General features: G+C 68.8%; 17 protein-coding genes. 10 read left to right on the top strand and 7 right to left on the bottom strand.

The genetic code is table 11. The annotated features are described in order from the left end of the window. Positions 1-57: 57 nt before the first annotated feature. From hrpB to AC07U0_RS10845, 3 genes are all read left to right on the top strand, one after another. Entirely contained in the window at positions 58-2,490 is a 2,433-nt protein-coding gene (gene hrpB, locus AC07U0_RS10855) for an ATP-dependent helicase HrpB (RefSeq protein ID WP_494720029.1), read from the top strand. 87 nt (positions 2,491-2,577) lie between these two features. Further along, positions 2,578-3,582 carry a bile acid:sodium symporter family protein gene (locus tag AC07U0_RS10850; protein WP_494720028.1) on the top strand — a complete coding sequence of 335 codons (1,005 nt, stop codon included), beginning with the start codon at positions 2,578-2,580 and terminating at the stop codon, positions 3,580-3,582. Between the two features lie 55 nt (positions 3,583-3,637). Continuing rightward, positions 3,638-4,939, top strand: coding sequence for an MFS transporter (locus AC07U0_RS10845; protein ID WP_494720027.1), 1,302 nt, complete (start codon positions 3,638-3,640; stop codon positions 4,937-4,939). Positions 4,940-4,945: 6 nt separating this feature from the next. Here AC07U0_RS10845 and AC07U0_RS10840 read toward each other — a convergent pair whose 3' ends face one another. Genes AC07U0_RS10840 through AC07U0_RS10830 form a run of 3 tightly spaced genes read right to left on the bottom strand, consistent with a single transcriptional unit; the run spans position 4,946 to position 8,010 of the window. Continuing rightward, complete coding sequence (locus tag AC07U0_RS10840) at positions 4,946-5,746, bottom strand: TrmH family RNA methyltransferase (RefSeq protein WP_494720026.1); 801 nt, start codon at positions 5,744-5,746, stop codon at positions 4,946-4,948. Beyond that, positions 5,743-6,639 carry an RsmD family RNA methyltransferase gene (locus AC07U0_RS10835; protein ID WP_494720025.1) on the bottom strand — a complete coding sequence of 299 codons (897 nt, stop codon included), beginning with the start codon at positions 6,637-6,639 and terminating at the stop codon, positions 5,743-5,745. Before AC07U0_RS10835 ends, AC07U0_RS10840 begins: the two co-directional genes overlap by 4 nt. A gap of 18 nt (positions 6,640-6,657) precedes the next feature. Continuing rightward, entirely contained in the window at positions 6,658-8,010 is a 1,353-nt protein-coding gene (locus AC07U0_RS10830) for a glycosyltransferase (protein WP_494720024.1), read from the bottom strand. Positions 8,011-8,205: 195 nt separating this feature from the next. Between AC07U0_RS10830 and AC07U0_RS10825 the strand changes: the two genes are divergently transcribed. Beyond that, positions 8,206-8,862, top strand: coding sequence for a TetR/AcrR family transcriptional regulator (locus tag AC07U0_RS10825; RefSeq protein WP_494720023.1), 657 nt, complete (start codon positions 8,206-8,208; stop codon positions 8,860-8,862). Between the two features lie 18 nt (positions 8,863-8,880). On the opposite strand, the gene AC07U0_RS10820 is transcribed toward AC07U0_RS10825, so the two are convergent. Beyond that, positions 8,881-10,962, bottom strand: a complete 2,082-nt coding sequence (locus tag AC07U0_RS10820) for a lytic transglycosylase domain-containing protein (protein ID WP_494720022.1) — start codon at positions 10,960-10,962, stop codon at positions 8,881-8,883. 112 nt (positions 10,963-11,074) lie between these two features. Here AC07U0_RS10820 and dapA point away from each other — a divergent pair, with 112 nt between their 5' ends. Then, positions 11,075-11,971 (top strand): 4-hydroxy-tetrahydrodipicolinate synthase, encoded by an 897-nt coding sequence (dapA, locus tag AC07U0_RS10815; protein WP_494720021.1) that lies wholly within the window; start codon positions 11,075-11,077, stop codon positions 11,969-11,971. Continuing rightward, complete coding sequence (smpB, locus tag AC07U0_RS10810) at positions 11,971-12,477, top strand: SsrA-binding protein SmpB (protein WP_494720020.1); 507 nt, start codon at positions 11,971-11,973, stop codon at positions 12,475-12,477. The genes dapA and smpB overlap by 1 nt, the downstream gene beginning before the upstream one ends. A gap of 51 nt (positions 12,478-12,528) precedes the next feature. Here smpB and AC07U0_RS10805 read toward each other — a convergent pair whose 3' ends face one another. Continuing rightward, on the bottom strand, positions 12,529-12,645 hold the full coding sequence (locus tag AC07U0_RS10805) for a hypothetical protein (protein ID WP_494720019.1): 117 nt from the start codon (positions 12,643-12,645) through the stop codon (positions 12,529-12,531). A 248-nt stretch (positions 12,646-12,893) separates the two neighbouring features. Between AC07U0_RS10805 and dnaE the strand changes: the two genes are divergently transcribed. The 3 genes from dnaE (at position 12,894) to AC07U0_RS10790 (ending at position 17,600) form a co-directional block, all read left to right on the top strand. Further along, a complete protein-coding gene (dnaE, locus tag AC07U0_RS10800) occupies positions 12,894-16,391 on the top strand; it encodes a DNA polymerase III subunit alpha (RefSeq protein WP_494720018.1) in 3,498 nt (1,165 codons plus the stop codon). Then, a complete protein-coding gene (locus AC07U0_RS10795) occupies positions 16,391-16,906 on the top strand; it encodes a DUF3224 domain-containing protein (RefSeq protein ID WP_494720017.1) in 516 nt (171 codons plus the stop codon). The genes dnaE and AC07U0_RS10795 overlap by 1 nt, the downstream gene beginning before the upstream one ends. An 82-nt stretch (positions 16,907-16,988) precedes the next feature. After that, positions 16,989-17,600, top strand: coding sequence for a DUF4142 domain-containing protein (locus tag AC07U0_RS10790; protein ID WP_494720016.1), 612 nt, complete (start codon positions 16,989-16,991; stop codon positions 17,598-17,600). Between the two features lie 83 nt (positions 17,601-17,683). Here AC07U0_RS10790 and AC07U0_RS10785 read toward each other — a convergent pair whose 3' ends face one another. Together AC07U0_RS10785 and AC07U0_RS10780 are read right to left on the bottom strand one after the other, a co-directional pair. After that, positions 17,684-18,919 carry a S41 family peptidase gene (locus AC07U0_RS10785; protein WP_494720015.1) on the bottom strand — a complete coding sequence of 412 codons (1,236 nt, stop codon included), beginning with the start codon at positions 18,917-18,919 and terminating at the stop codon, positions 17,684-17,686. Positions 18,920-19,291: 372 nt separating this feature from the next. After that, a complete protein-coding gene (locus AC07U0_RS10780; RefSeq protein ID WP_494720014.1) occupies positions 19,292-20,032 on the bottom strand; it encodes a hypothetical protein in 741 nt (246 codons plus the stop codon). A 266-nt stretch (positions 20,033-20,298) separates the two neighbouring features. Here AC07U0_RS10780 and rpsB point away from each other — a divergent pair, with 266 nt between their 5' ends. Next, a complete protein-coding gene (rpsB, locus tag AC07U0_RS10775; RefSeq protein WP_494720013.1) occupies positions 20,299-21,189 on the top strand; it encodes a 30S ribosomal protein S2 in 891 nt (296 codons plus the stop codon). The last annotated feature ends 77 nt before the right edge of the window (positions 21,190-21,266 follow it).

The following is a 21,266-nucleotide window of genomic DNA, read 5'->3' as shown; positions in this document are numbered from 1 at the left end:
GGTAAAGCGCGACTTTTCTTCTTGGGCCTACCGCGCTTTGCGCTACTTGAGCCCGAAATGCTCCCGATTCATGCCGTTCTCGACGACCTGAAGGCCGCGCTCGCCGCGTCGGACGCGGTCGTGCTGGCCGCGCCGCCGGGGGCGGGCAAGACGACGGTCGTGCCGCTGGCCCTGCTGGATCAGGACTGGCTGGGCGACGGCAAGGTGCTGGTGCTGGAGCCCCGGCGTCTGGCCGCGCGCGCCGCGGCCGAGCGGATGGCCGCGACCCTGGGAGAATCCGCAGGCGACACCGTAGGTTACCGCACCCGGCTGCAGAGCCGGATCGGGCCGAAGACCCGGATCGAGGTGATCACCGAGGGCGTCTTCACCCGCATGATCCTCGACGATCCCGGCCTCGACGGCGTCGGCGCGGTCCTGTTCGACGAATTCCACGAGCGCAGCCTCGACGCCGACCTCGGTCTGGCCCTGACACGCGAGAGCCAGTCCCTGCTGCGGCCCGACCTGAAGCTGCTGGTCATGTCGGCGACTCTGGATATCGCCGGGGTGTCCGGCCTCTTGAACGGCGCACCTGTGGTGGAGGCGCAGGGGCGGATGTTCCCGGTCGAGACCCGCTATCTGGGCCGCAACGCGGCCGAACGGTTCGAGGACGCCATGGCCCGCGCCTGCCGTCAGGCCCTGACGGAAGAGACGGGATCGATCCTCGCCTTCCTGCCGGGACAGGGAGAGATCCACCGCACGCTTCAGAAGCTGAAGGAACAGGTCCGCGACCCGGCGGTCGATGTGGTCGCCCTGTACGGCGCGCTGGACAAGGCCGAGCAGGACCGGGCGCTGGACCCTTCGCCGCCCGGACGGCGCAAGATCGTGCTTGCCACCTCGGTCGCCGAGACCAGTTTGACCATCGAGGGGGTGCGGGTCGTCATCGACGGCGGCCTGTCCCGCGTCCCGCGTTTCGAACCCTCCAGCGGCCTGACCCGTCTGGTCACCGTCCGCGTCAGCCGATCCTCGGCCGAACAGCGTCGGGGGCGGGCGGGGCGGGTCGAGCCCGGCGTCTGCTACCGGCTGTGGGACGAGGAACAGACGCGCGGTCTGGTGCAGCACCAGAGGCCGGAAATCCTCGAGGCCGACCTGACCGCCTTCGCGCTCGACCTGGCCCGATGGGGCGCGCGCTCGGCCGAAGGGCTGGTCCTGCTGGATCCGCCGCCCGCCGGCGCCTTCGCCGAGGCGCGGAACGTCCTGACCCGTCTGGGCGCGCTCGATGCGTCCGGCGCCCTGACCGGGCACGGCCAGAGGCTGATCGGCATTCCCCTGACGCCGCGTCTCGGCCATCTGGCCGCCGTCGCCGCCGATGCGGGCGAGGCCATGCTGGGCGCGCGGATGGCGACGGTGCTGTCGGAACCGGGCCTCGGCGGCAACGATGTCGACATTCGTGAGCGGCTGCGCGGGCTGGAGCGCGACCGCTCCCCCCGCGCCCGCGACGCCATGAAACTGGCCGAGCGCTGGAGCCGGGCCGCGTCAAAGGGCGCAGGCAGGGGAGGCGACGCGGACGTCGGGACCCTGCTGGCCGCCGCCTTCCCCGAACGGATTGCGAAGGCCCGGGGCAAGCCGGGCGAGGTGCTGCTGGCCTCCGGACGCGGCGCCTTCCTCGACTCGACCGACCCTCTGGCCCGCGAGCCGTGGCTGGCGGTCGCTGAGGTTGGTGGCGGAGACGCCCGCGACCGCATCCGTCTGGCCGCGCCCGTGGATCCGGCGGCGCTGGAGGCTCAGGTCACGGTCGAGGACCGGCTGACGCGCGAGCCCTCGGGCCGGATGGTCATGCGCCGCATCCGGCGTCTGGGCGCCATCGTCGTCGATGAGAAGATCACCGGCGCCCCCGACCGCGCCGCCATCACCGCCGCCCTGAAGGCCGAGGTCGAGCGCGACGGCCTGCGCGATCTGAAATGGGGCGAACGCGCCTCGGACCTCCGCGCCCGTCTGGGCTGGCTCGGCGCACTGGAAGAGGGCTGGCCCGACATGACCGAGGCCGGGCTTCTGGCCGAACGCGAGACCTGGCTCTGGCCCCTGCTGGACGGCGTCCAGTCACTGGAGGCCATTTCCGACGGCGCTCTGGAGCAGGGCCTGCGGACCCTGATCCCCTGGGACCGGCAGCGCGCGCTGGACGAACTGGCTCCCGCGCGTCTGGTCACGCCCCTTGGCTCGGCCGCCATCGACTATGCCGCCGAGGGCGGGCCCCGCGTCGACATCCGGGTGCAGGAACTGTTCGGGCTGAAGACCCATCCGACCGTCGGCGGCAAGGCGGGCGTCGCCCTGACCCTGGCCCTGCTGTCGCCCGCGCGCCGTCCCGTCCAGATGACGAAAGACCTGCCCGGCTTCTGGTCCGGCAGCTGGGCCGCCGTGCGCGCCGAGATGCGCGGCCGCTACCCGCGCCACCCCTGGCCCGAAGATCCCGCCAATGCCGATCCGACCAACCGGGTGAAGCCGCGCGGGACGTGAGGATCGAAAAGCGCCGTCACCGTTCGTGACGCCCGACTGCCCCGCAGGCGGTTGTGCATCGCAGCGAGGAAGCTCAAACCGGGTCGCATGAGCACATTGCGCCGCCTGATCGACCCCTATCTGCTGATGCTGATCGCGACGGTGGCCATCGCCGCTGTCCTGCCGGCGAGGGGAGAGTGGGCGGTCGTGGCGGAGTGGGTGACCACGGCGGCCGTGGCCCTGCTGTTCTTCCTGTACGGGGCACGGCTGTCGCCGGCGGCGATCTGGGCCGGGCTTTCGCACTGGCGGCTGCAGTCAATGGTGTTCGCCGCGACCTTCGTCCTGTTCCCGCTGATCGGTCTGGCGGTCAACGCCCTCTTCGGCCGCTGGCTGGCGCCCGAGATCGCGGTGGGGCTGCTGTATCTCAGCCTGCTGCCCTCGACGGTGCAGTCGTCGATCGCCTTCACCTCCATCGCCCGCGGCAATGTCCCCGCGGCCCTGTGCAGCGCCTCCCTGTCCAACCTGTTGGGCGTGGTCATCACACCCATTCTGGTGACCGTCCTGCTGCCGCAGGCCAGCGGCGGCATCTCGCTGAAGGCAGTCGAGGACATCGCCCTGCAGATCCTGTTGCCCTTCGTCCTGGGTCAGGCGGCGCGTCCGTTGATCGGCGGCCTGCTGGCCCGGCATGCGAAGCTGACGAGTTATGTGGATCGCGGCTCGATCCTGCTGGTCGTCTATGCGGCCTTCAGCGCCGGCATGGTCGCGGGCATCTGGAGCAAGCTCAACGTCCTCGATCTGGGTCTGGTCTTCCTGCTGAACATTCTGGTGCTCGGCGCCGTCATGGTGACCCTGACCATCGCCAGCCGGCGGCTGGGCTTTTCCAAGGAGGACGAGATCGCCATCGTCTTCTGCGGCTCCAAGAAGGGGATGGTCTCGGGCATTCCCATGGCGGCCATCCTGTTCGCCGGTCAGGCGGTCAGTCTGATCGTCCTGCCGCTGATGCTGTTCCATCAGATCCAGCTGTTCGTCTGTGCGGTTCTGGCCCGCCGCTATGCCGAACGACCGGAAGGCGACCCCGCGCCGGAGGCGGCAACGGCAGAGCTTCGCGCTTGACCTGACCGGCGCCCCCGCGCATCCCATGGTCGAAAGAAGACCTGAGGACGCGCCCGTGACCGACACCAACCTGCTGTTTGCGCCCAGCCCGGCGTCGACCCGCCGCGTGCTGTTCGCCAGCCTGATCGGCACGACGATCGAGTTCTTCGACTTCTACATCTATGCGACGGCGGCAGTGCTGGTGTTCCCGGCCCTGTTCTTCCCGGGCACGGATCCGGCGGCGGCGCAACTGAGCTCCTTCGTGACCTTCGCCATCGCCTTCTTCGCCCGGCCGGTCGGCGCCGTGGTCTTCGGCCATTTCGGCGACCGGATCGGACGCAAGGCCACGCTGGTGGCGGCCCTGATGACCATGGGCCTGTCGACCATCGCCATTGGCCTGTTGCCGACCCACGCCCAGGTCGGGGTGATCGCGCCCCTGCTGCTGGCGATCTGCCGCTTCGGTCAGGGCTTCGGCCTGGGCGGGGAGTGGGGCGGCGCCGTGCTGCTGGCGACCGAGAACGCGCCGCCGGGACGCAAGGCCTGGTTCGGCATGTTCCCGCAACTCGGGGCGCCGATCGGCTTCATCCTGTCGACCGGAGCCTTCATCCTGCTGACGACCTTCATGGCCGAGACGGACTTCCTGAGCTGGGGCTGGCGGATTCCGTTCGTGGCCAGTTCGATCCTTGTCTTCGTCGGCCTGTGGGTGCGGCTCAGAATCCATGAGACCCCCGAGTTCCAGAAGGTGGTGGCCAAGGCCGAGCGGGTGCGCGCCCCGGTCCTGACCCTCTTCGCCCGCTACAAGGGCGCACTGGCCCTGGGCGCCCTCGGCGGGACGACGACCTTTGTGGTCTTCTATCTGCTGACGGTCTGGGGCCTGTCCTGGGCCACGCGGGAGCTGGGCCTGGCCCGCGCCGACGTGCTGCCGCTGCAGCTGGTCGGGGTGATGTTCTTCGGCGCCTTCATCCCCGTCGCGGCCCTGGCGGCGGACAAGTGGGGGCAACTGCGCATCCTGATGCTGGCCTCGATCGGGATCGGCCTGTTCGGCTTCCTGATCGGGCCGCTGTTTAACGCCGGGCTCCCGGGACTGCTGATCTATTTCGCGCTCGGCTTCGCTCTGATGGGCTGCACCTACGGACCGTTGAGCGCGGCCATGGCGCGGCCCTTCCCGGCGGCCGTGCGCTATACGGGCGCCTCGATGGCCTTCAACGTCGCGGGCATTCTCGGGGCATCGCTTGCGCCCTATGTCGCGACACAACTGGGCAAGACCTTCGGTCTGGGCGCTGTCGGCCTCTATCTGACCGGTGCGGCCCTTCTGACCACCCTGGCCCTATGGGCCATGACGCGGCTGAAGAACGAGGAAGGCGAGGGGGCGGCCTGATCGGCCTCAGACGCTGTCGGTCACCGCATAGACCATGATGCCCGTGGCGATGGCCAGGTTCAGGCTGTCGGCCCGGCCGCGCATCGGGATCTTGACGTTGACGTCGCAGGCGGCGGCAAGAGCATCCGTCAGGCCCGCCTGTTCATTGCCCATCAGGATCAGGGACGGTTTGGCGAAGTCGGCGTCGCGATAGCCGTGGGTGGCGTCCAGACGGGTCCCAACGACGCTGCCGGGCCAGGTCTCGCGCCAGGCCAGGAATTCGGCAGGCGTGGCCTTGGAGATGCTGACGGCGAAGACCGAGCCCATGGTGGCGCGCACCGCCTCGACCGAGAAAGGATCGACGCAGTCGCCGATCAGGATAACGCCGCCGCAACCGGCGGCATCGGCCGTTCGGATGATGGTGCCGAGGTTGCCCGGGTCGCGCACCTGCTCCAGCGCCACCCAGCAGGGCGCGCTCCCGGGCTTCAGCGCCGACAGGGGCGTATAGGCCTGTTCGAACACGGCCAGCACCGTCTGGGGGTTCTCGCGCCGGCTGATCTTCTCGAGGATGGGGTGGGTGACGGTGACGACCTCGCCGCCGGCCTTCAGCGTTTCGGCCTTCGCCCGGTCCAGCAACGGATGCGGCCGCGCCTCCATCCCGACCAGCAGCAGCTTCGGCGTGCGGCCCTGATCCAGCGCCTCGCCGATGAATTTCAGCCCCTCGGCCAGGAAACGGCCCGTGCTCTCGCGCTCCTTGCGCATGTTCAGGGCGCGGACAGCCTTGACCGTGTCATTGGTCAGGGAGGTGATCAGACGTTCGTCGCTCATGCCGACCACCTGGCGAAGAAGCTGAGGCCTATGGCGCGGGCGTCGGGACCATCTTCTGACAGGGCCAGTTCGCCCCAGTCGATGCGACCGCCGCGATCATGGGTGGCCTCGGCTATCAGATGGGCCAGCGACAGGCCCGAGACACGCGCCGCATAGGCGTTGAGCAGCAGGAAAGAGGCGTCGTCGGCCAACAGGGCGGCGCAGTCCTTGAGCAGGGCCGGCATGTCCTCGAACAGCCGCCAGACTTCGCCCGTCGGGCCCCGTCCATATTTGGGCGGGTCGAGGATGATACCCTGATACTTCGCCCCGCGCCGGACTTCGCGCGCGACGTATTTGCGGGCGTCCTCGACGATCCAGCGGATCGGCTTGTCGGACATGCCCGACAGTTCGGCGTTCTCGCGGGCGTAGGCGACGGACTTCTTGGAGGCGTCGACGTGGGTCACCTCGGCGCCGGCCGCCGCGGCGGCAAGAGAGGCGACGCCGGTGTAGCCGAACAGATTGAGCACCTTGGGCCGTTGGAGCGTGCGGATGCGCGCATCCATCCATTCCCAGTTGGCGGCCTGTTCGGGGAAGAAGGCCAGGTGGCGGAAGGGGGTGAAGCGGCCGACGAAGCGCACGTCGCGCCAGGCCAGCGGGAAGGCGTCGATCGGACCGTGCCTGTCGAAGCGCCAGCGGCCGGAGTCTTCTTCCTCCTGCTGCGGATCGAACAGGGCGTTGGCGGCCTCGAAGGCGGCGGGATCGCGCGGCGACCAGAAGCACTGGGGCTCGGGCCGGACGACCGTATGACGCCCGTAGCGCTCCAGCTTCTTGCCGTCACCGCTGTCCAGCAGGGCGTAGTCGGACCAGCCGGTCGTCAGCAGGGTTTCGGGAGTCTTGGAAAGAACGGGAGCCATCGGGCGCTGCTTAGAGTGTCAGGCGGCTTGTCGTCCAGCTTCGACCGCGACGAGCGCCTCTTCCAGCTCAGGCTCGGCGTCGCGGAAATGGGTGGTCTTGTCCCAGGCGAAGGGCTCGCGGACCAGCCTCCAGACGGCGTGGAAGAAGGCCAGGCTGAGCAGGGACCAGTAGGCGGGTGCGGCCATCATGTCGGTGGCCGAATAGGGCACATGGGCGCGCATCGCCCCGATCTTGCCCTGCAGCCAGGCCCCCGCCGCGCCCAGCACAAGGACGCACAGGCCGAAGACAGGCGTATGGGGCGACAGTCCGGCGGTCGCGGCGACCAGCACCGCCGTCAGCACCCAAGCCATGCTCGCCGCATGGATCGCCGCCGAAGCCAGGCCGACGCCGAGCGTCAGGATCAGGGCCGCCGCACCCCTGAGCCCCAGCCGGCCCGGACCGCGCGTATGAACGCCCCAGGTCTGCATATAGCCCTTCAGCCAGCGGGTGCGTTGCGGCAGCCACAGCTCCAGCCCACCCGGCGGCGTCTCCCACGTGGGTCGCGACAGGACGCCGAGCCGCCAGCCGCCTCGCCACAGCCGAAAGCCCAGATCGGCGTCTTCGGTGACGTTCCAGGCGTCCCAGCCGCCCACGGCCTTCAGGACATCGGCGCGGAAGTGATTGCTGGTGCCGCCCAGGGGGAAGGGCAGACCCAACCGGGCGAGAGCGGGCAGGGCGACCTCGAACAGGCCCGCGTATTCGACCGCGAATTGCCGGTCCAGAAAGGGCGCGGCGTGACCGTCTCGCCCGTTCCGTCGAATGCGTAGCGGCGCCTGCAGGCAGGCAAGGCGGCCTGTTCCATCGGCAGTGAAGCGGCTCGCGGCCTCGCGCAGCTGAAAGGGATCGGGATCGTCCTCGGCGTCATAGATGGTCACCAGATCGCCCCGGGCCTCGGCGAGGCCGAAATTCAGGGCGCGAGGCTTGGTCTGGGGTGCGCCGGGCGGCACGATCACGACCCGCATCCAGTGCGGACGGGCGGCCCGTCTCGCCGCCGCGATGGTCGCCGTGTCATGGGCCTCCAACAGCAGCAGGGCCTCCAGCCTGTCGGCCGGGTAGTCGATCTCCGCCAGCCGCGCGATCAGCTGGCCGACGACCTCCGCCTCATCGTGGAGGGCCGCAAGGATCGTGTAGCGCGGCCAGCCGCCTTTCGGCCGCGCCATTTCCGAGGGCGGTACGGGAACGACGTCGCCGCTGATCAGGATGGTCGCTATCCGCCAGACCGCCAGGGCCACGAAGCCCGTCTGGACGCCGAGGATCAGCCAGCGTGTCGCGGCGTCCTTCCAGACGACCAGGGCGCCAAGCGCAACAACCAGAAGAAGAGTCAGCGACAAGGCCTGAAAGACGCTGACACCTCTCCGTTCCGCGCTCTCGCACGGGGAACAGCCCCCTACGGCCCGTTCTGGTCCGCCCCCCGCCATTCGAAATGGTTAACTTGGGGTTGCGTCCGAATCAACCCACACTGAGAGGTGATTGCCGCCCGCTGGCGAATGGGGCTATTCAATCCGCCCGTTCGTGGAGTTTCGTCCTTGTCCGACGCGCCGACCGCCAGCATTGCCTCTTCGGAAGCCACCGGCCGCTCGGCCCGAAAGCCCAAGGGCGAGGGGCACGTCCGCCGCGCCGAGATCCTGGCCGCCGCCGAACGCATCTTCGTCGAGCACGGCTATGAGGGCGCGACGATCCGCAAGATCGCCGACGAGGTCGGCCTGTCCTCCACGGCCCTCTACATGCATTTCGCCGAGAAGGGCGAGATCCTGCATGAGATCTGCCGCGAGGCCTTCGAGAAGCTGATCTGCGAGAACCGCGCCATCACCGCGGTCGACGAGCCCGCCGAGATCAAGCTGCGGCACATGCTCGAGGCCTATGTGCGCTTCGGCTTCACCAACCCGAACGCCTATCGGCTGGTCTATCTGACCCGGCCGGTCGAGGCCCGGCACGGGGCTCAGACGGCGGCCCAGCAGATGGGCGCTGAACTGTTCCGCACCTTCGAGGATCTGCTGGCCCAGCTGATCGCCGCGGACCGGCTGCGCGTCGACAACGCCAAACTGGCCGGTCAGGTCTTCTGGGCCGGGGCGCACGGCGTCGTGTCTCTGGTGATCACCAAACCCTATTTCGGGTGGGTCGAACGCGACCTGCTGACCCGGACCATGATCGACGCCCTGCTGGCGGGCCTCATCAAGGACTGACCCGCCGCAAGGTCGGGCCTACGGCTGATAGGGCGTCGCCGTATAGGCCTGAGGTCCCGGGACCACGCCGCGCGAGATGTCGGACGAAGTCGTCAGCGGCGCCGAGCCGCCGTTCAGGCGGGCCTTGTAGACCGCCATATTCTCCATCACCCGCATCATATAGTTGCGCGTCTCGGTGAAGGGCGCGCACTCGATGTAGTCAATGGCGGCTTCCGTGCTCGTGCGCGGGTCGCCGCAGCGCGCCACCCACTGCGGCGGACGGGCCGGACCGGCGTTGTAGCCGACCGTCGTCATCAGCATCGAGCCGCCGTAGTTGTTCATGAGCTCGGCCAGGTGATAGCTGCCCAGGCTCATATTGTAGTCCGGGTCCCACAGACGCTCGGCCGAATAGCTCATGCCCAGACGCCGGGCGACCCCCGAGGCGGTCGAGGGCAGGAACTGCATCATGCCGCGCGCGTCGGCGCCGGAGCGGGCGCGCGGGTCGAAGCTGGATTCCTGACGGGTGATGGCCAGGGTGAACTCCAGCGGCGCGGCGCCCGGCACCTGCGGGGGGATGCGGATCGGATACATGCGCTCGGGCATCAGGATGCCGCGCTGGCTGGCCGCGCGACCGACCATCATCGCGCCGAAGCCGTCGCCATAGGCGCGCGACAGGTCCATCAACTGGGCCAGATCGGTCGCGCCGGGGACGGTGTCGTCGAGGTGGTAGGCGAAGACCCGGAACAGGCTCATCTCGCCCGTCTCGCCGAGGATGCGCATGGCGCGGACCACCTCATTGCCCTCGAACCGCGCCACATCAGCGGAGGAGACGGCGGGGTCGGCAGGCAGGGACAGGGTCTGATAGCCGGCCTTCTCGGCAGCCAGCTGGCCGTAGAAGGTCTGGATATGGGTGGCGCCGGCCCGGTACCACTGCTGGGCGCCGTTGCGGTCGCCCTGGGCCTCGGCCGCACGGCCCAGCCAGTAGAGGGCGCGCCCCTGTGTGATCGGGGTCGAGGAGACGGTGCGCAGGGTCTCGAAATGCCGCGCGGCGCGGGCCGGATCGTTCAGCTTGGTCAGGGCGACCCAGCCGGCGAAGAACTCGGCGTCCACCTTGCGGTCGCCCCCGGCGAAGCCGTGGCCGGCCATGGCGTCATAGGCGGCCTGCCAGTTCCGGTCCTGCAGGGCGTCGAGGTAGTAGTTGCGACGCTCGCTCCACAGGGTCGACTGGCCATCCGAATGCAGCGGGGCGGCCGGCAGGTAGCGCAGCAGCTCGTAGCCTTCGCGCTCGCGGTTGGCGCCGCGCAGGATACGCACCCGCTCCAGCACCACATTGGGATCCAGCGCCTGGCTGGTGCTCAGCGAGGCGACGATGGCGTCAGGGCTGTAGGCGGTGCGCAGGGCGATGACGGCGTTGGCGATGGTCGCGCGCTCGGGCGAGACCAGATTGAGCATCGACCGCGTCGCCGGGCCGTGCGGACCCGACAGCAACATGTTCAGCCGCGCCTCGTGGTCGGCCGGGCTCAGCCAGTTGCTCCACTGGCCCAGGATGCGGCTCTGGTTGGCGTCGTCGAACGACTGGGTCCGCCACCAGTCGGTGATCAGCCGGCGCGCGTCATCGGTGCGGCCGGTCTGCTGCAGCGCCCAGGTCAGGGCGATGGCGCCCTGAACCGTGGTCGGCTTGCTGTCGCTGAAGAAGGCGAGGACATCGTTGGGCTGCAGGCCGGCGCGATCGAGGGCGATCTCTCCGGCGGCGCGGCGTCCCTCGGCCCGCGGCCAGCCGGCCAGAACCCGCTGGTCGCGCGCCAGCTCGTCAAAGGCCAGCTGGGGCGCCGAGGTGTCGACGAGCGCCCATTCGACCAGCTTGCGCGCGGTCTGGTCATTGATCCGCGCGATGGCGTCCTGGGTGGCGATAACGTTGCGGGCGCGGGCCGCGGTCAGGCCTTCCCTGAAGGCGGCGGCGTCCGAGGCGCTCAGCACACGCGGCTGGTTAGTCGGGTTCGGCGTCCCCACGACCTCGCTATAGGGCTGGGGGCCGGTGTTCAGTTCAGAGGTCGTCTGAGGCAATGCGGAAGGGAGCGGCGCGAGGATCGCAAGGGCCGCCGCCAGGCTGGTCGCTATCATCGTTCGAACAAACCCCATTCAACCCGGTTGCAGCGGCCAAGCCGGCAACCTACCCTCTACCGCTCGATCCGGGCGCGCGTCGCCCCTTTCCCACGCAGGTAGAGTAGTTCCTATGACCGCCCCCTTGTTCAAGGGCGTGATCACCGCCCTGATCACACCACTTCGTGACGGAAACGTGGACGAAGCCGCATTGGAACAGCTCGTCGAGCGTCAGGTCGCTGCTGGCGTGCACGGGGTTGTCGCCGTGGGCACGACAGGCGAGGGCGGGGGCCTGACCATCGAGGAACACAAGCGCGTGACCGCCCTGTGCGTTCGTGTCGCGGCGGGCCGGATCAAGGTCATTGCGGGCGCCGGATCGCCCGCTACCTACGAATCAATCGACCTGGCCGCCCACGGCAAGGCCTGCGGCTGCGACGGCTCACTCGTCGTCACGCCCTACTACAACCGCCCGTCCCAGGCCGGTCTGGTCGCGCACTTCGAGGCGGTCGCCGAGGCGGTCCAGCTCCCGCAGATCATCTACAATGTCCCGGGCCGCACCGGCGTCGACCTGTCGAACGAGAGCGTCGCGCGCCTCGCCCGGCACCCGAACATCGTCGCCATCAAGGACGCCACCGGCGACATGAGCCGCGCCAGCTGGATGCACGCCAACATCGTGTCGCAGGACGCGCAGTTCGACCTGATCTCGGGCGATGACCCCAGCTTCCTCGGCTATATGGCCCACGGCGGCGTCGGCCTGATCTCGGTGACCGCCAATGTCGCGCCCGAGGGCATGGTCGCCCTCTACAACGCGGTCACGGCCGGCGATTTCGCCACCGCCCGCGTCTGGCAGGACCGGCTGATCGGCCTGCACAAGGCCCTGTTCCTGGACGCCTCGCCGGCTCCGGCCAAGTATGCGCTGGCGAAGCTGGGCCTGTGTTCGGAAGAGATGCGCCTGCCGCTGGTCCCGACCAGTGACGCGGTCAAGCCGGCCATCGATGCGGCCCTTGAGACCGCCGGGGTGACCGACTGATGGCTCCCACCACCAAGGAGAAGGCGGCGGCCGCCAAGACCGCTCCCATCACCAAGGCCAAGGTGATCGCCGAGAACCGGCGCGCGAAGTTCGATTACTTCCTCGAGGACAATGTCGAGGCCGGGATCATGCTGCTGGGCACCGAGATCAAGGCCCTGCGCATGGGCCGGGCCAATATCGCCGAGAGCTATGCGGCGGTGGAGGGGCGCGAGATCGTCCTGATCAACGCCGACATCCCGCCCTATGCCCAGGCTAACCGCTTCAACCACGAGCCGCGCCGGCCGCGGAAGCTGCTGCTGCACCGCAAGCAGATCGACCGGCTGATCGGCGCTGTCCAGAAGGACGGCCAGACCATCATTCCGATCCGGCTCTATCTGAACGACGACGGCAAGGCCAAGCTCGAGATCGCCCTCGCCAAGGGCAAGAAGCTGCACGACAAGCGCGAGACCTCCGCCGAGCGCGACTGGCAGCGCGACAAGGCCCGGCTGCTGCGCGACAAGGGCTAGGTCAGGCGAGGCCGAGTTGGGGAAAGGCGGCCGCGACCGCCCCCATGGCCGCTACTTCTTGCCCGGGATCTGGGTGAAGGGCGACGTGCCCACGACGACGGCAGGCTTGGCCTTCTCCGCCTTGGGCTTGCGGACTTCCTTGTTGCTGCGCACCTGACCCTTGGCCATGACCGCTCTCCGAAACGCCTGCCGCCGGGAAGGCGGGTCGGGGCGTCTGGGCCCTGTCCTACGCGTCGCCCCCTGTTCTGTCCCGACTTATCGAACGGCTGTTGACGAGAACACAAACAGAACATAGAACATACCCGGAACACACAGTCTGGGGATAAGCCTATGTCGCGGTTGGTCAGGGATATGCTGTCGCTTGCATCGTGCGGCGGCTTTGTCTGGATGGTCTGGCAGGCGGCCCTGCTGGCGACATGAGTCGTTTCCGGCCTGCCGCAGAGGATCAGGCCATCACCGAAGCTGTCTCCACCACGGGTTTCGTCCATCTGAGGGTCCGCTCGGCCTATTCGCTGCTGGAAGGCGCGATCAAGGCGGGCAAGATCCCGAAGCTGGCGGCGGATACGGGGATGCCGGCGGTTGGGGTGGCGGACCGCGCCAACCTGTTCGGCGCGCTGGAGTTCTCGGAAGCGGCCAAGGGCGCCGGGGTTCAGCCCCTGATCGCCTGCGCCCTGCCGGTGACCGGCATCGGCGGCCGGGCGGGCGAGCGCTGGGCCAAGGTCCCGACCGTGGTCCTGATCTGTCAGGACACGACCGGCTGGGGCAATCTCGCGGCCTTGTCCTCCTCGGCCTATCTCGACGCCGGCGACAACGAGCCGGGCGTGCCGTGGGAGAAGATCGTCGCCCATTCGGAAGGGCTGATCCTGCTGTCGGGCGGCCCCGACGGCCCCGTCGATCCTCTCTACGTCCAGAACAAGACCGCCGAGGGTGATGCGGCGCTTGCCGAGATGGCCCGGGTCTTCGGCGACCGCTTCTATGTCGAGCTGCAGCGCCACGGCCTGCCGCACGAGGGGCAGGGCGAACAGGGCCTGGTCCAGTGGGCCTATGCCAACGACGTCCCTCTCGTGGCCACCAACGACGTCTATTACGCCAAACAGGCCCAGGCCAAGTCGCACGACGCCCTGCTGTGCATCGCCGACGGCGCCTTCACCGGTCAGGAGGATCGGCGCCGGATCACCGACCAGCACTGGTTCAAGTCGGCCGAGGCCATGCGCGAGCTGTTCGCCGACCTGCCCGAGGCCTGCGACAACACCATCGACATCGCCCGTCGCTGCGCCTTCCTGGTCAAGACCCACGCGCCGATCCTGCCGCGCTTCGACACCGGCGCTGGCCGCTCCGAGGCCGACGAACTGGCCCACCAGGCGCGCGAGGGCCTCAAGGTCCGGCTGACCGAGGTCACGGCCGCGGTCCCTGAAGAAGAGTACTGGACCCGCCTCGAATGGGAGGTCGGGATCATCCAGCAGATGGGCTTCCCGGGCTACTTCCTGATCGTCTCGGACTTCATCAAATGGGCCAAGGACCACTCGATCCCGGTCGGCCCGGGGCGGGGCTCCGGGGCCGGGTCGCTGGTCGCCTGGGCCCTGACCATCACCGACCTCGACCCCCTGCGGTTCGGCCTGCTGTTCGAGCGCTTCCTGAACCCCGAACGGGTCTCCATGCCCGACTTCGACATCGACTTCTGTCAGGAGCGGCGAGAGGAGGTCATCGACTACGTCCAGGCCCATTACGGCAAGGACCGGGTCGCCCAGATCATCACCTTCGGCACCCTGCAGGCGCGGGCCGTGCTGCGCGACGTCGGCCGGGTGCTGCAGATGCCGCTGGGCCAGGTCGACCGCCTCTGCAAGATGGTGCCCAACAACCCGGCCAATCCGGTGACCCTGGCCCAGGCCATCGATCTGGAGCCGCGTCTGAAGGAGGCGCGCGACGCCGAGCCGGCGGTGAGGAACCTGCTGGAGACGGCGCTGGAGCTCGAGGGCCTCTATCGCAACGCCTCGACCCACGCCGCCGGCATCGTCATCGGCGACCGGCCGCTTGTCGAGCTGGTGCCCCTCTATCAGGACCCGCGTTCGACCATCCCGGCCAGCCAGTTCAACATGAAGTGGGTCGAGCCGGCGGGTCTGGTCAAGTTCGACTTCCTCGGCCTGAAGACCCTGACGACGCTCGACCGGGCCCATGGCTATCTGTCGCGGCGCGGCGCGGCGCCGGTCTGGAACCAGCTGCCGCTGGACGACAAGACCACCTATGAGCTGATGGCCTCGGGCCAGACCGTCGGGGTGTTCCAGCTCGAATCCCAGGGCATGCGCGACACCCTGCGCAAGATGCGCTGCGGCTCCATCGAGGAGATCACGGCGCTGATCTCCCTCTATCGGCCGGGCCCGATGGAGATGATCGACACCTACATCGACCGCAAGTTCGGCCGGGCCGAGGTCGACTATCTGCACCCCTCCCTCAAGGAGGTCCTGACCGAGACCTACGGCGTCATCATCTACCAGGAGCAGGTGATGAAGATCGCCCAGATCCTGGCGGGCTACTCCCTCGGCGAGGCCGACCTTCTGCGCCGCGCCATGGGCAAGAAGAAGAAGGAGGAGATGGACTTCCAGAAGGCGCGCTTCATCAAGGGCGCGTCCGAGAAGTCCGTGCCGGAGCAGCAGTCGGACTCGATCTTCGAGCTGGTGGCCAAGTTCGCGGGCTATGGCTTCAACAAGTCCCACGCCGCCGCCTACGCCCTTATCAGCTATCAGACGGGTTGGCTGAAGGCGAACGCCCCGGTCGAGTTCTTCGCCGCCTCCATGTCGCTCGATCTGTCGAACACCGACAAGCTGGCGGTCTTCTACCAGGACGCGCGCAAGTTCGAGGTGCCGGTGCTGGCGCCGGATGTGAACCGCTCCTCGGCCGACTTCGACGTGGCGTGGGAGGACGGCAAGGGGTCGGTCCTCTATGCCCTGGGCGCGATCCGCAACGTGGGTCTGGAGGCGATGAAGCATCTGGTCGAGGTGCGCGAGACCGGCGGCCGCTTCACCGACATCTTCGACTTCCTCGAGCGGGTCGATCCGCGCGCGGTCAACAAGCGGGCGCTGGAAGGTCTGGCCAAGGCCGGCGCCTTCGACACCATCCATCCGAACCGGCGTCAGCTGTTCGAACAGGCCGACGTTCTGATGGCCTATTGCCAGAGCGTCGCCGCCGACCGGACCTCGTCGCAGGTCAGCCTGTTCGGGGCCGATCAGGCCGCCGCCGCCCGCCCGCGCCTCAGGAGCGTCGAGCCGTGGATCGGGCCGGAGCAGCTGGATCACGAGCTGTCGGCCGTCGGCTTCTACCTGTCCGGCCACCCGCTGGAGGACATGATCCCGGCCCTGAAGCGCAAGCGCGTCACCTTCGTCGCCGAGGCCACGGCGCTGGCCGAGAGCGGCCATGAGGCCTTCATGATGGCCGGGGTCGTGCGCCGCCGTCAGGAACGGGCCAGCGCCCGGACGGGTGAGAAGTTCGCCTTCGTCAACTTCTCGGACCCGACCGGCGAGTTCGAATGCCTGTTCCCGCCCGAGCAACTGCGCAAGTGCCGCGAGGTGCTGGAGGTCGGGGCCTCGGTGCTGGTGCGGATCCGGGCCAAGTCCTCGGACGGGGAGGTGCGCTTCTTCGGCGACGACGCCTCGCGACTGGACACCCTGATCGACGAGTCGACCGCGGGGATGCGGGTCCATGTCTCGGCGCGGGGCACGGACGCCGAGGCGATCCGCGCGCGGCTGGAGCGGTCGCAGCAGGCCTCCAAGGGCGCCAAGGGCGGGGAGATCACCCTGGTCGCCTCGCTGGACGGCCGCCGCGAGGTCGAGCTGAGGCTGCCGGGCCGCTACCGTATGGACGCCGCCCTGCGCGGGGCGCTCAAGTCGGCGCCGGGCGTGTTGATGCTGGAGGACGCGTGATGCTCGGGCCGGTTGTCGCCGCCGCGCTGATGCTGGCGCCGTATGCCGGAGCCGCCGCGCCCGCGACCGAACCCCCGACTGGAGCCGTCATGACCGAAGCCCCTCAAGCGCCCGCCGAGACCCGCCACGCGCGCGGGACCTTCGATGTGACCATCACCCCGGTCCAGCCGGCGGCGGACGCCGCGCCCGATGCGCCGGGGCGAATGACGCTGGCCAAGACCTTCCACGGGGACCTGACCGGGACCGGCGTGGGCGAGATGCTGGCGACGATGGCTCCCGGCGCCTCCGGAGCCTATGTGGCCATGGAACGGGTCACCGGGACGCTGGACGGGCGCGAGGGCAGCTTCGCCCTGGTCCACCGGGGCCTGATGGACAAGGGCGCGCAAGACCTTCTGATCACGGTCGTGCCGGGCTCGGGCACGGGCGGACTGGCGGGCATCACGGGCGTCTTCCACCTGACCATCGAGGGCGGCGAGCACCGCTACGACCTCGCGTACAGCCTGCCGGTGAACTGATCCCGATCCGCCCCTGTCCGGTCGCGGACAGGGGAACGAACGGCGCCCGCAGCGGTTCTCCCCGGCAACCAAGGGAGACCACATGATCCGTACCTTCGCCAAACCCGTCCTCGCCGCCGCCGCCGTCGCCGCCCTGCTGGCGGCCTGCAGCCAGCAGCAGACGGACAAGACCGCCGACGACGCGAACGCCGCCGTCAATGCGGCCCAGGACGCGACCTCGACCGCGGTCGGCCAGACCTCTGCGGCGACCCTGGGCGCCAACACCGTGGGCGGCTTCGTCAACGGCCTGGCTGTCTCCGACATGTACGAGCTGGAGGCCGCCAAGATCGCCTACTCCAAGTCCGACAACGCCGACGTCAAGGCGCTGGCGGCCATGATCACGACTGACCACACGGCCTCGACCGCCAAGCTGAAGGCCCTGGCGCCGACGGCGGCCCCGACCGTGGCTCTGCCGACGGCGCTGGACGAGCGCCGTCAGGGGCTGATCGACAACCTCAAGGCGGCCTCGGCGGCCGACTTCGACAAGGTCTTCCTGACCCAGCAGGCCGCGGCCCATGACGAGGCCCTGACCCTGCTGAACGGCTTCGCCGACAACACCGAGGCCCCGACGCTGGCGGCGCTGGCCAGGGAGATCACCCCCAAGGTCACCATGCACCGTGACCGGGCGAAGGCCCTCCTGGACGCGATGCACTGACCCTCGGGCATCGCTGACAGGTCTCTGGGGAGAGAGCGGAAGGGCGGTCCTGCAAGGGGCCGCCCTTCTTTGCGTTCAGGGCCTTACGGGGCCGGGACGAAGGCCTCGCGGGGCGTGCCGGAGACGGTGTAGAGCCGCTCGGTCGGCAGCTTCAGGGTCAGGCCCGAGTGGGGCAGGGTCAGGTCCGAGACGGCGCCGCGCAGGCCCGCCATGGGGCCGCCGGTGACGTGCGAACCAAGCGCGTCGAAGCCGATGGCGAGGCCTTCGCCCATACTGCCGGTCCAGCGGCTGACGCGGACACTGACGGGGCCATCGTGGTGCTTGCCGGGGCGGGGCAGGACCTGTTCAACCCACTGGCGCGGGACGCCGGTCTCGCGTTCCTCGGAGGGCAGGTTGTGGACCTGATAGCCGGTCGGGGCGCTGACGAACCAGCCCATGACGGCGCGGGCGACGACGGTGTTGCCGCCGCTGGGGGTATCGGTGAGGTCGATGATGACGGGCTGGCCGGAGCGCGCTGAGGCCATGGCCGCGTCGAAGGCGGCGACAGTCCCGTCCTGACCCAGGCTGTCGTTGAAGCGGATGACGAGGGCCTCACCGTCGGTCCGGACGTCCAGTGGCGGGCGGTCGGAGGCCCCCACATAGAGGTTGGGCAGGGTCAGGCGGCGCTGGCCTGAGGGGCCAGTGAAGGTCAGGTCGCGCGGGCGGTCTCGGCGGCCGGCGGCGAGGACGCGGGCTCCGTAGGCGGCGCGCTCGCCCTCTGCGGACAGGCCCAGAGGGCTCCAGAAGGCGGCGACGGCGGCCGCCGTGGGGACGTCGCTGACGGCGGTCAGGAGGTCGCCGGGCCGGACGCCAGAGGCCTCGGCCGGGGAGGCGGCGCGGACGGCGGTGACGACGTAGTCCGAGCCCTGCGCCTCGATCCACAGGTCGCCATAGGTCGGGACGATGGCCCAGTCGTCGCTGAAGGACCGGCCCGTGATGGCGTGGTGGTCGGCCAGGGCGGTCAGGGCGTGTTCGGCGTAGCGGAGCAGGGACCGGCTGTCCGAGACGGCTTCGGCCTCGGCCCTAAGCTCCGGCGTCATCGGCATGACCCCGCCGGGGAAGCGGTCGAGGTAGGCGTACTGGCTGTCGATCAGCGGCTGGATCGACAGGGCGTCCTCCCGGAAGGCGGCGGCGTCGGGAGCCGGCTGAGCGGCTGCGGCCGGAGTCTGGGCCGCAGCGGGGAGGGCGGCGGTCAGGCCCGCGCCGAAGCAGAGGGCGGCCAGAGCAATGCTCAGAACGGGGGCGGAAATTCGGGCGGGCGCGGAAAAAGCAGGGTGCAAGGGTGCGACTCCGGTCGGTGACGCGTCTTGGGTAACCGGGCTCGGCGAGGTCTGGTAGTTACGCTTTCGTCAGGCGGGGTACGGGCTGTCAGCAGCGGCGGAGTGCACTCAAAAAAGAGTGGGTGCAAAAAGTGCAATTTTGAAGGTGGGAGCGCAGGTTTGGCCCGCAAGAATATGAATTCAAACGATGCATAACCGGTGATGTCTTTGCACCCGGAGTGCAAGGGCGTGCACGGCGTTCGGGATTGTCAAAGACCGGAGGCGGCAGTTCGGGTGCAACCTAACACGGTGGAGGCGGGCGCCGGACCGATTGCAGCACGAGCGCCGCAGGCGTTTGAAAGCATGGACGAAGGGGGCGCGAGAGATGCGAGGTCAGGCCGTGGCGTCGATGTGGTCGCCGGCCTGATAGCCCGGGTTCAGGATGTTGCGGTCTTTCAGGGCGTCCTGTCGCGCGGCGGCGTCCTCAAGCATGCGGAGGGCCGTCTCGGCGATGGTGGGGCCCGGTTGCGACCGGGTCAGGGTTTCCAGCGCCTTCGAAGCTGGATCCGTGGCGTCGGGTGTCGCCGCAGTGTCCTGGCCGAGCGCTTTCTTCGCCGCGTCGGACAGGGTGACCTTGACCGCAGGGGTAGCGGCGGCCTCATCCGCCAGCTGTTTCGCGCGACCGTCGGCGTTCTGCTGCAGGAAGGCCTTCCAGCTGTCCAGCGACCCGGTCTGCTCGAAGCTGGCCGTGCCCGCAAAGATCATCTTTTGCTGCTGATCCGGAAGGCTGTCGAGATAGCGGATCTGGTCGGCCATGACATTGGTTGTGCGGTCGGCGCGCATGCCGCGGGCATTGAAGTCGTCGGCCGCCTGACGAATGTCGCGCGCGACGGACGCCGTATCCATGATCGCATTGACCGCGTCACGATCGGCCTGGGTGCTCTGCTGGAACCAGCCCGCGCCGGTGTTCGCCGACTGGGCCATGGCCTTGAAGATCGAGATATAGGCGTCGGTCTTTTCCGCGGTCGAGGCGCCCGACGCGTCAGACAGGATCGCAGCCTGTCGCTTGACCTGATCGACCACGGAGCCGCTGGTCGAGGCCACGCTGGCGGATGTGGAAGGCGAAACCTGCATCACGCACTCCATGGGAAGGCCGCGGAAGCCGCCATTGCGACACAACCTCAATCGCTACCCTGAGTGGATAAACTTTGTATTGAGGGGCAGGTTGGAGCCGGATTGCACTCCCGCTTGCCTTTTCGCTCCAATCCCCCTACATCCGCGCCCACTTCACACGCAGGCGTGGCGTGGGTCGGGGAGACATCCCGGTCCGGGCCGTTCCGAGGGACCATTTGGTCCTTTACCCGTCTGCGGCGGAATAATCGGAAAAAGGACTTCCAAAGATGGCTCTGCCTGAATTCTCCATGCGCACCCTGCTCGAAGCCGGTGCTCACTTCGGCCACCAGACGCACCGCTGGAACCCGAAGATGGATCGCTACATCTTCGGCGCGCGCTCGAACATCCACATCATCGACCTGTCGCAGACGATGCCCCTGTTCCACCAGGCTCTGGTGGCCGTGCGCGACGTCGCCGCGAAGGGCGGCCGCGTCCTGTTCGTCGGCACCAAGCGCCAGGCGTCGGATCCGGTGGCTGAAGCCGCCAAGCGCTGCGCCCAGTACTATGTGAATCACCGCTGGCTCGGCGGCACCCTGACCAACTGGCGCACCGTGTCGGGCTCGATCGCCCGCCTGCGCGAGCTGGAAGGCATCATGGAGCGCGGCGGCGAAGGCCGGGTCAAGAAGGAACTGGTGACCCTGGGTCGCGAGAAGGACAAGCTGGAACTGTCCCTCGGCGGCATCAAGGACATGGGCTCCATCCCGGACATCATGTTCGTGATCGACACCAACAAGGAAGCGATCGCGATCCTGGAAGCCCGCAAGCTGAACATCCCGGTCATCGCCATCCTGGACACCAACTCGGATCCGGACGGCATCACCTATCCGGTCCCGGGCAACGACGACGCCGCCCGCGCCATCCAGACCTACTGCGACCTGATCGCCGATGCCGTCCTGGACGGCCTGGCCGCCGGCGCCTCGCACTCGGGCGTTGACCTGGGCGCTTCGGAAAACCCGGTCGAGCCGATGCTGGCCGAAGCTTCGGCTCCGGTCGCCGCTGACGCCGCCCCGGCCGGCACGGAAGCCGTCGCCGACGAACTGCTGGTCGCCTCGGGTGAAGCCCAGGAAACCACTTCGGACGCCAACGACGCCGTCGAAACCGAGCAAGCCGCGGTCTAAGCCGCACGCGGCTTTCTTCCGACGGTCAAACTGACATGCGGCCGGGCTAACCACGCCCGGCCGCTATCGCATTACGA

The organism is Brevundimonas sp. GW821-FHT02A10 (genome assembly GCF_059422025.1).
The sequence above is the reverse complement of the archived record's forward strand: the minus strand, read 5'-3'. Positions and strand labels throughout refer to the sequence as shown.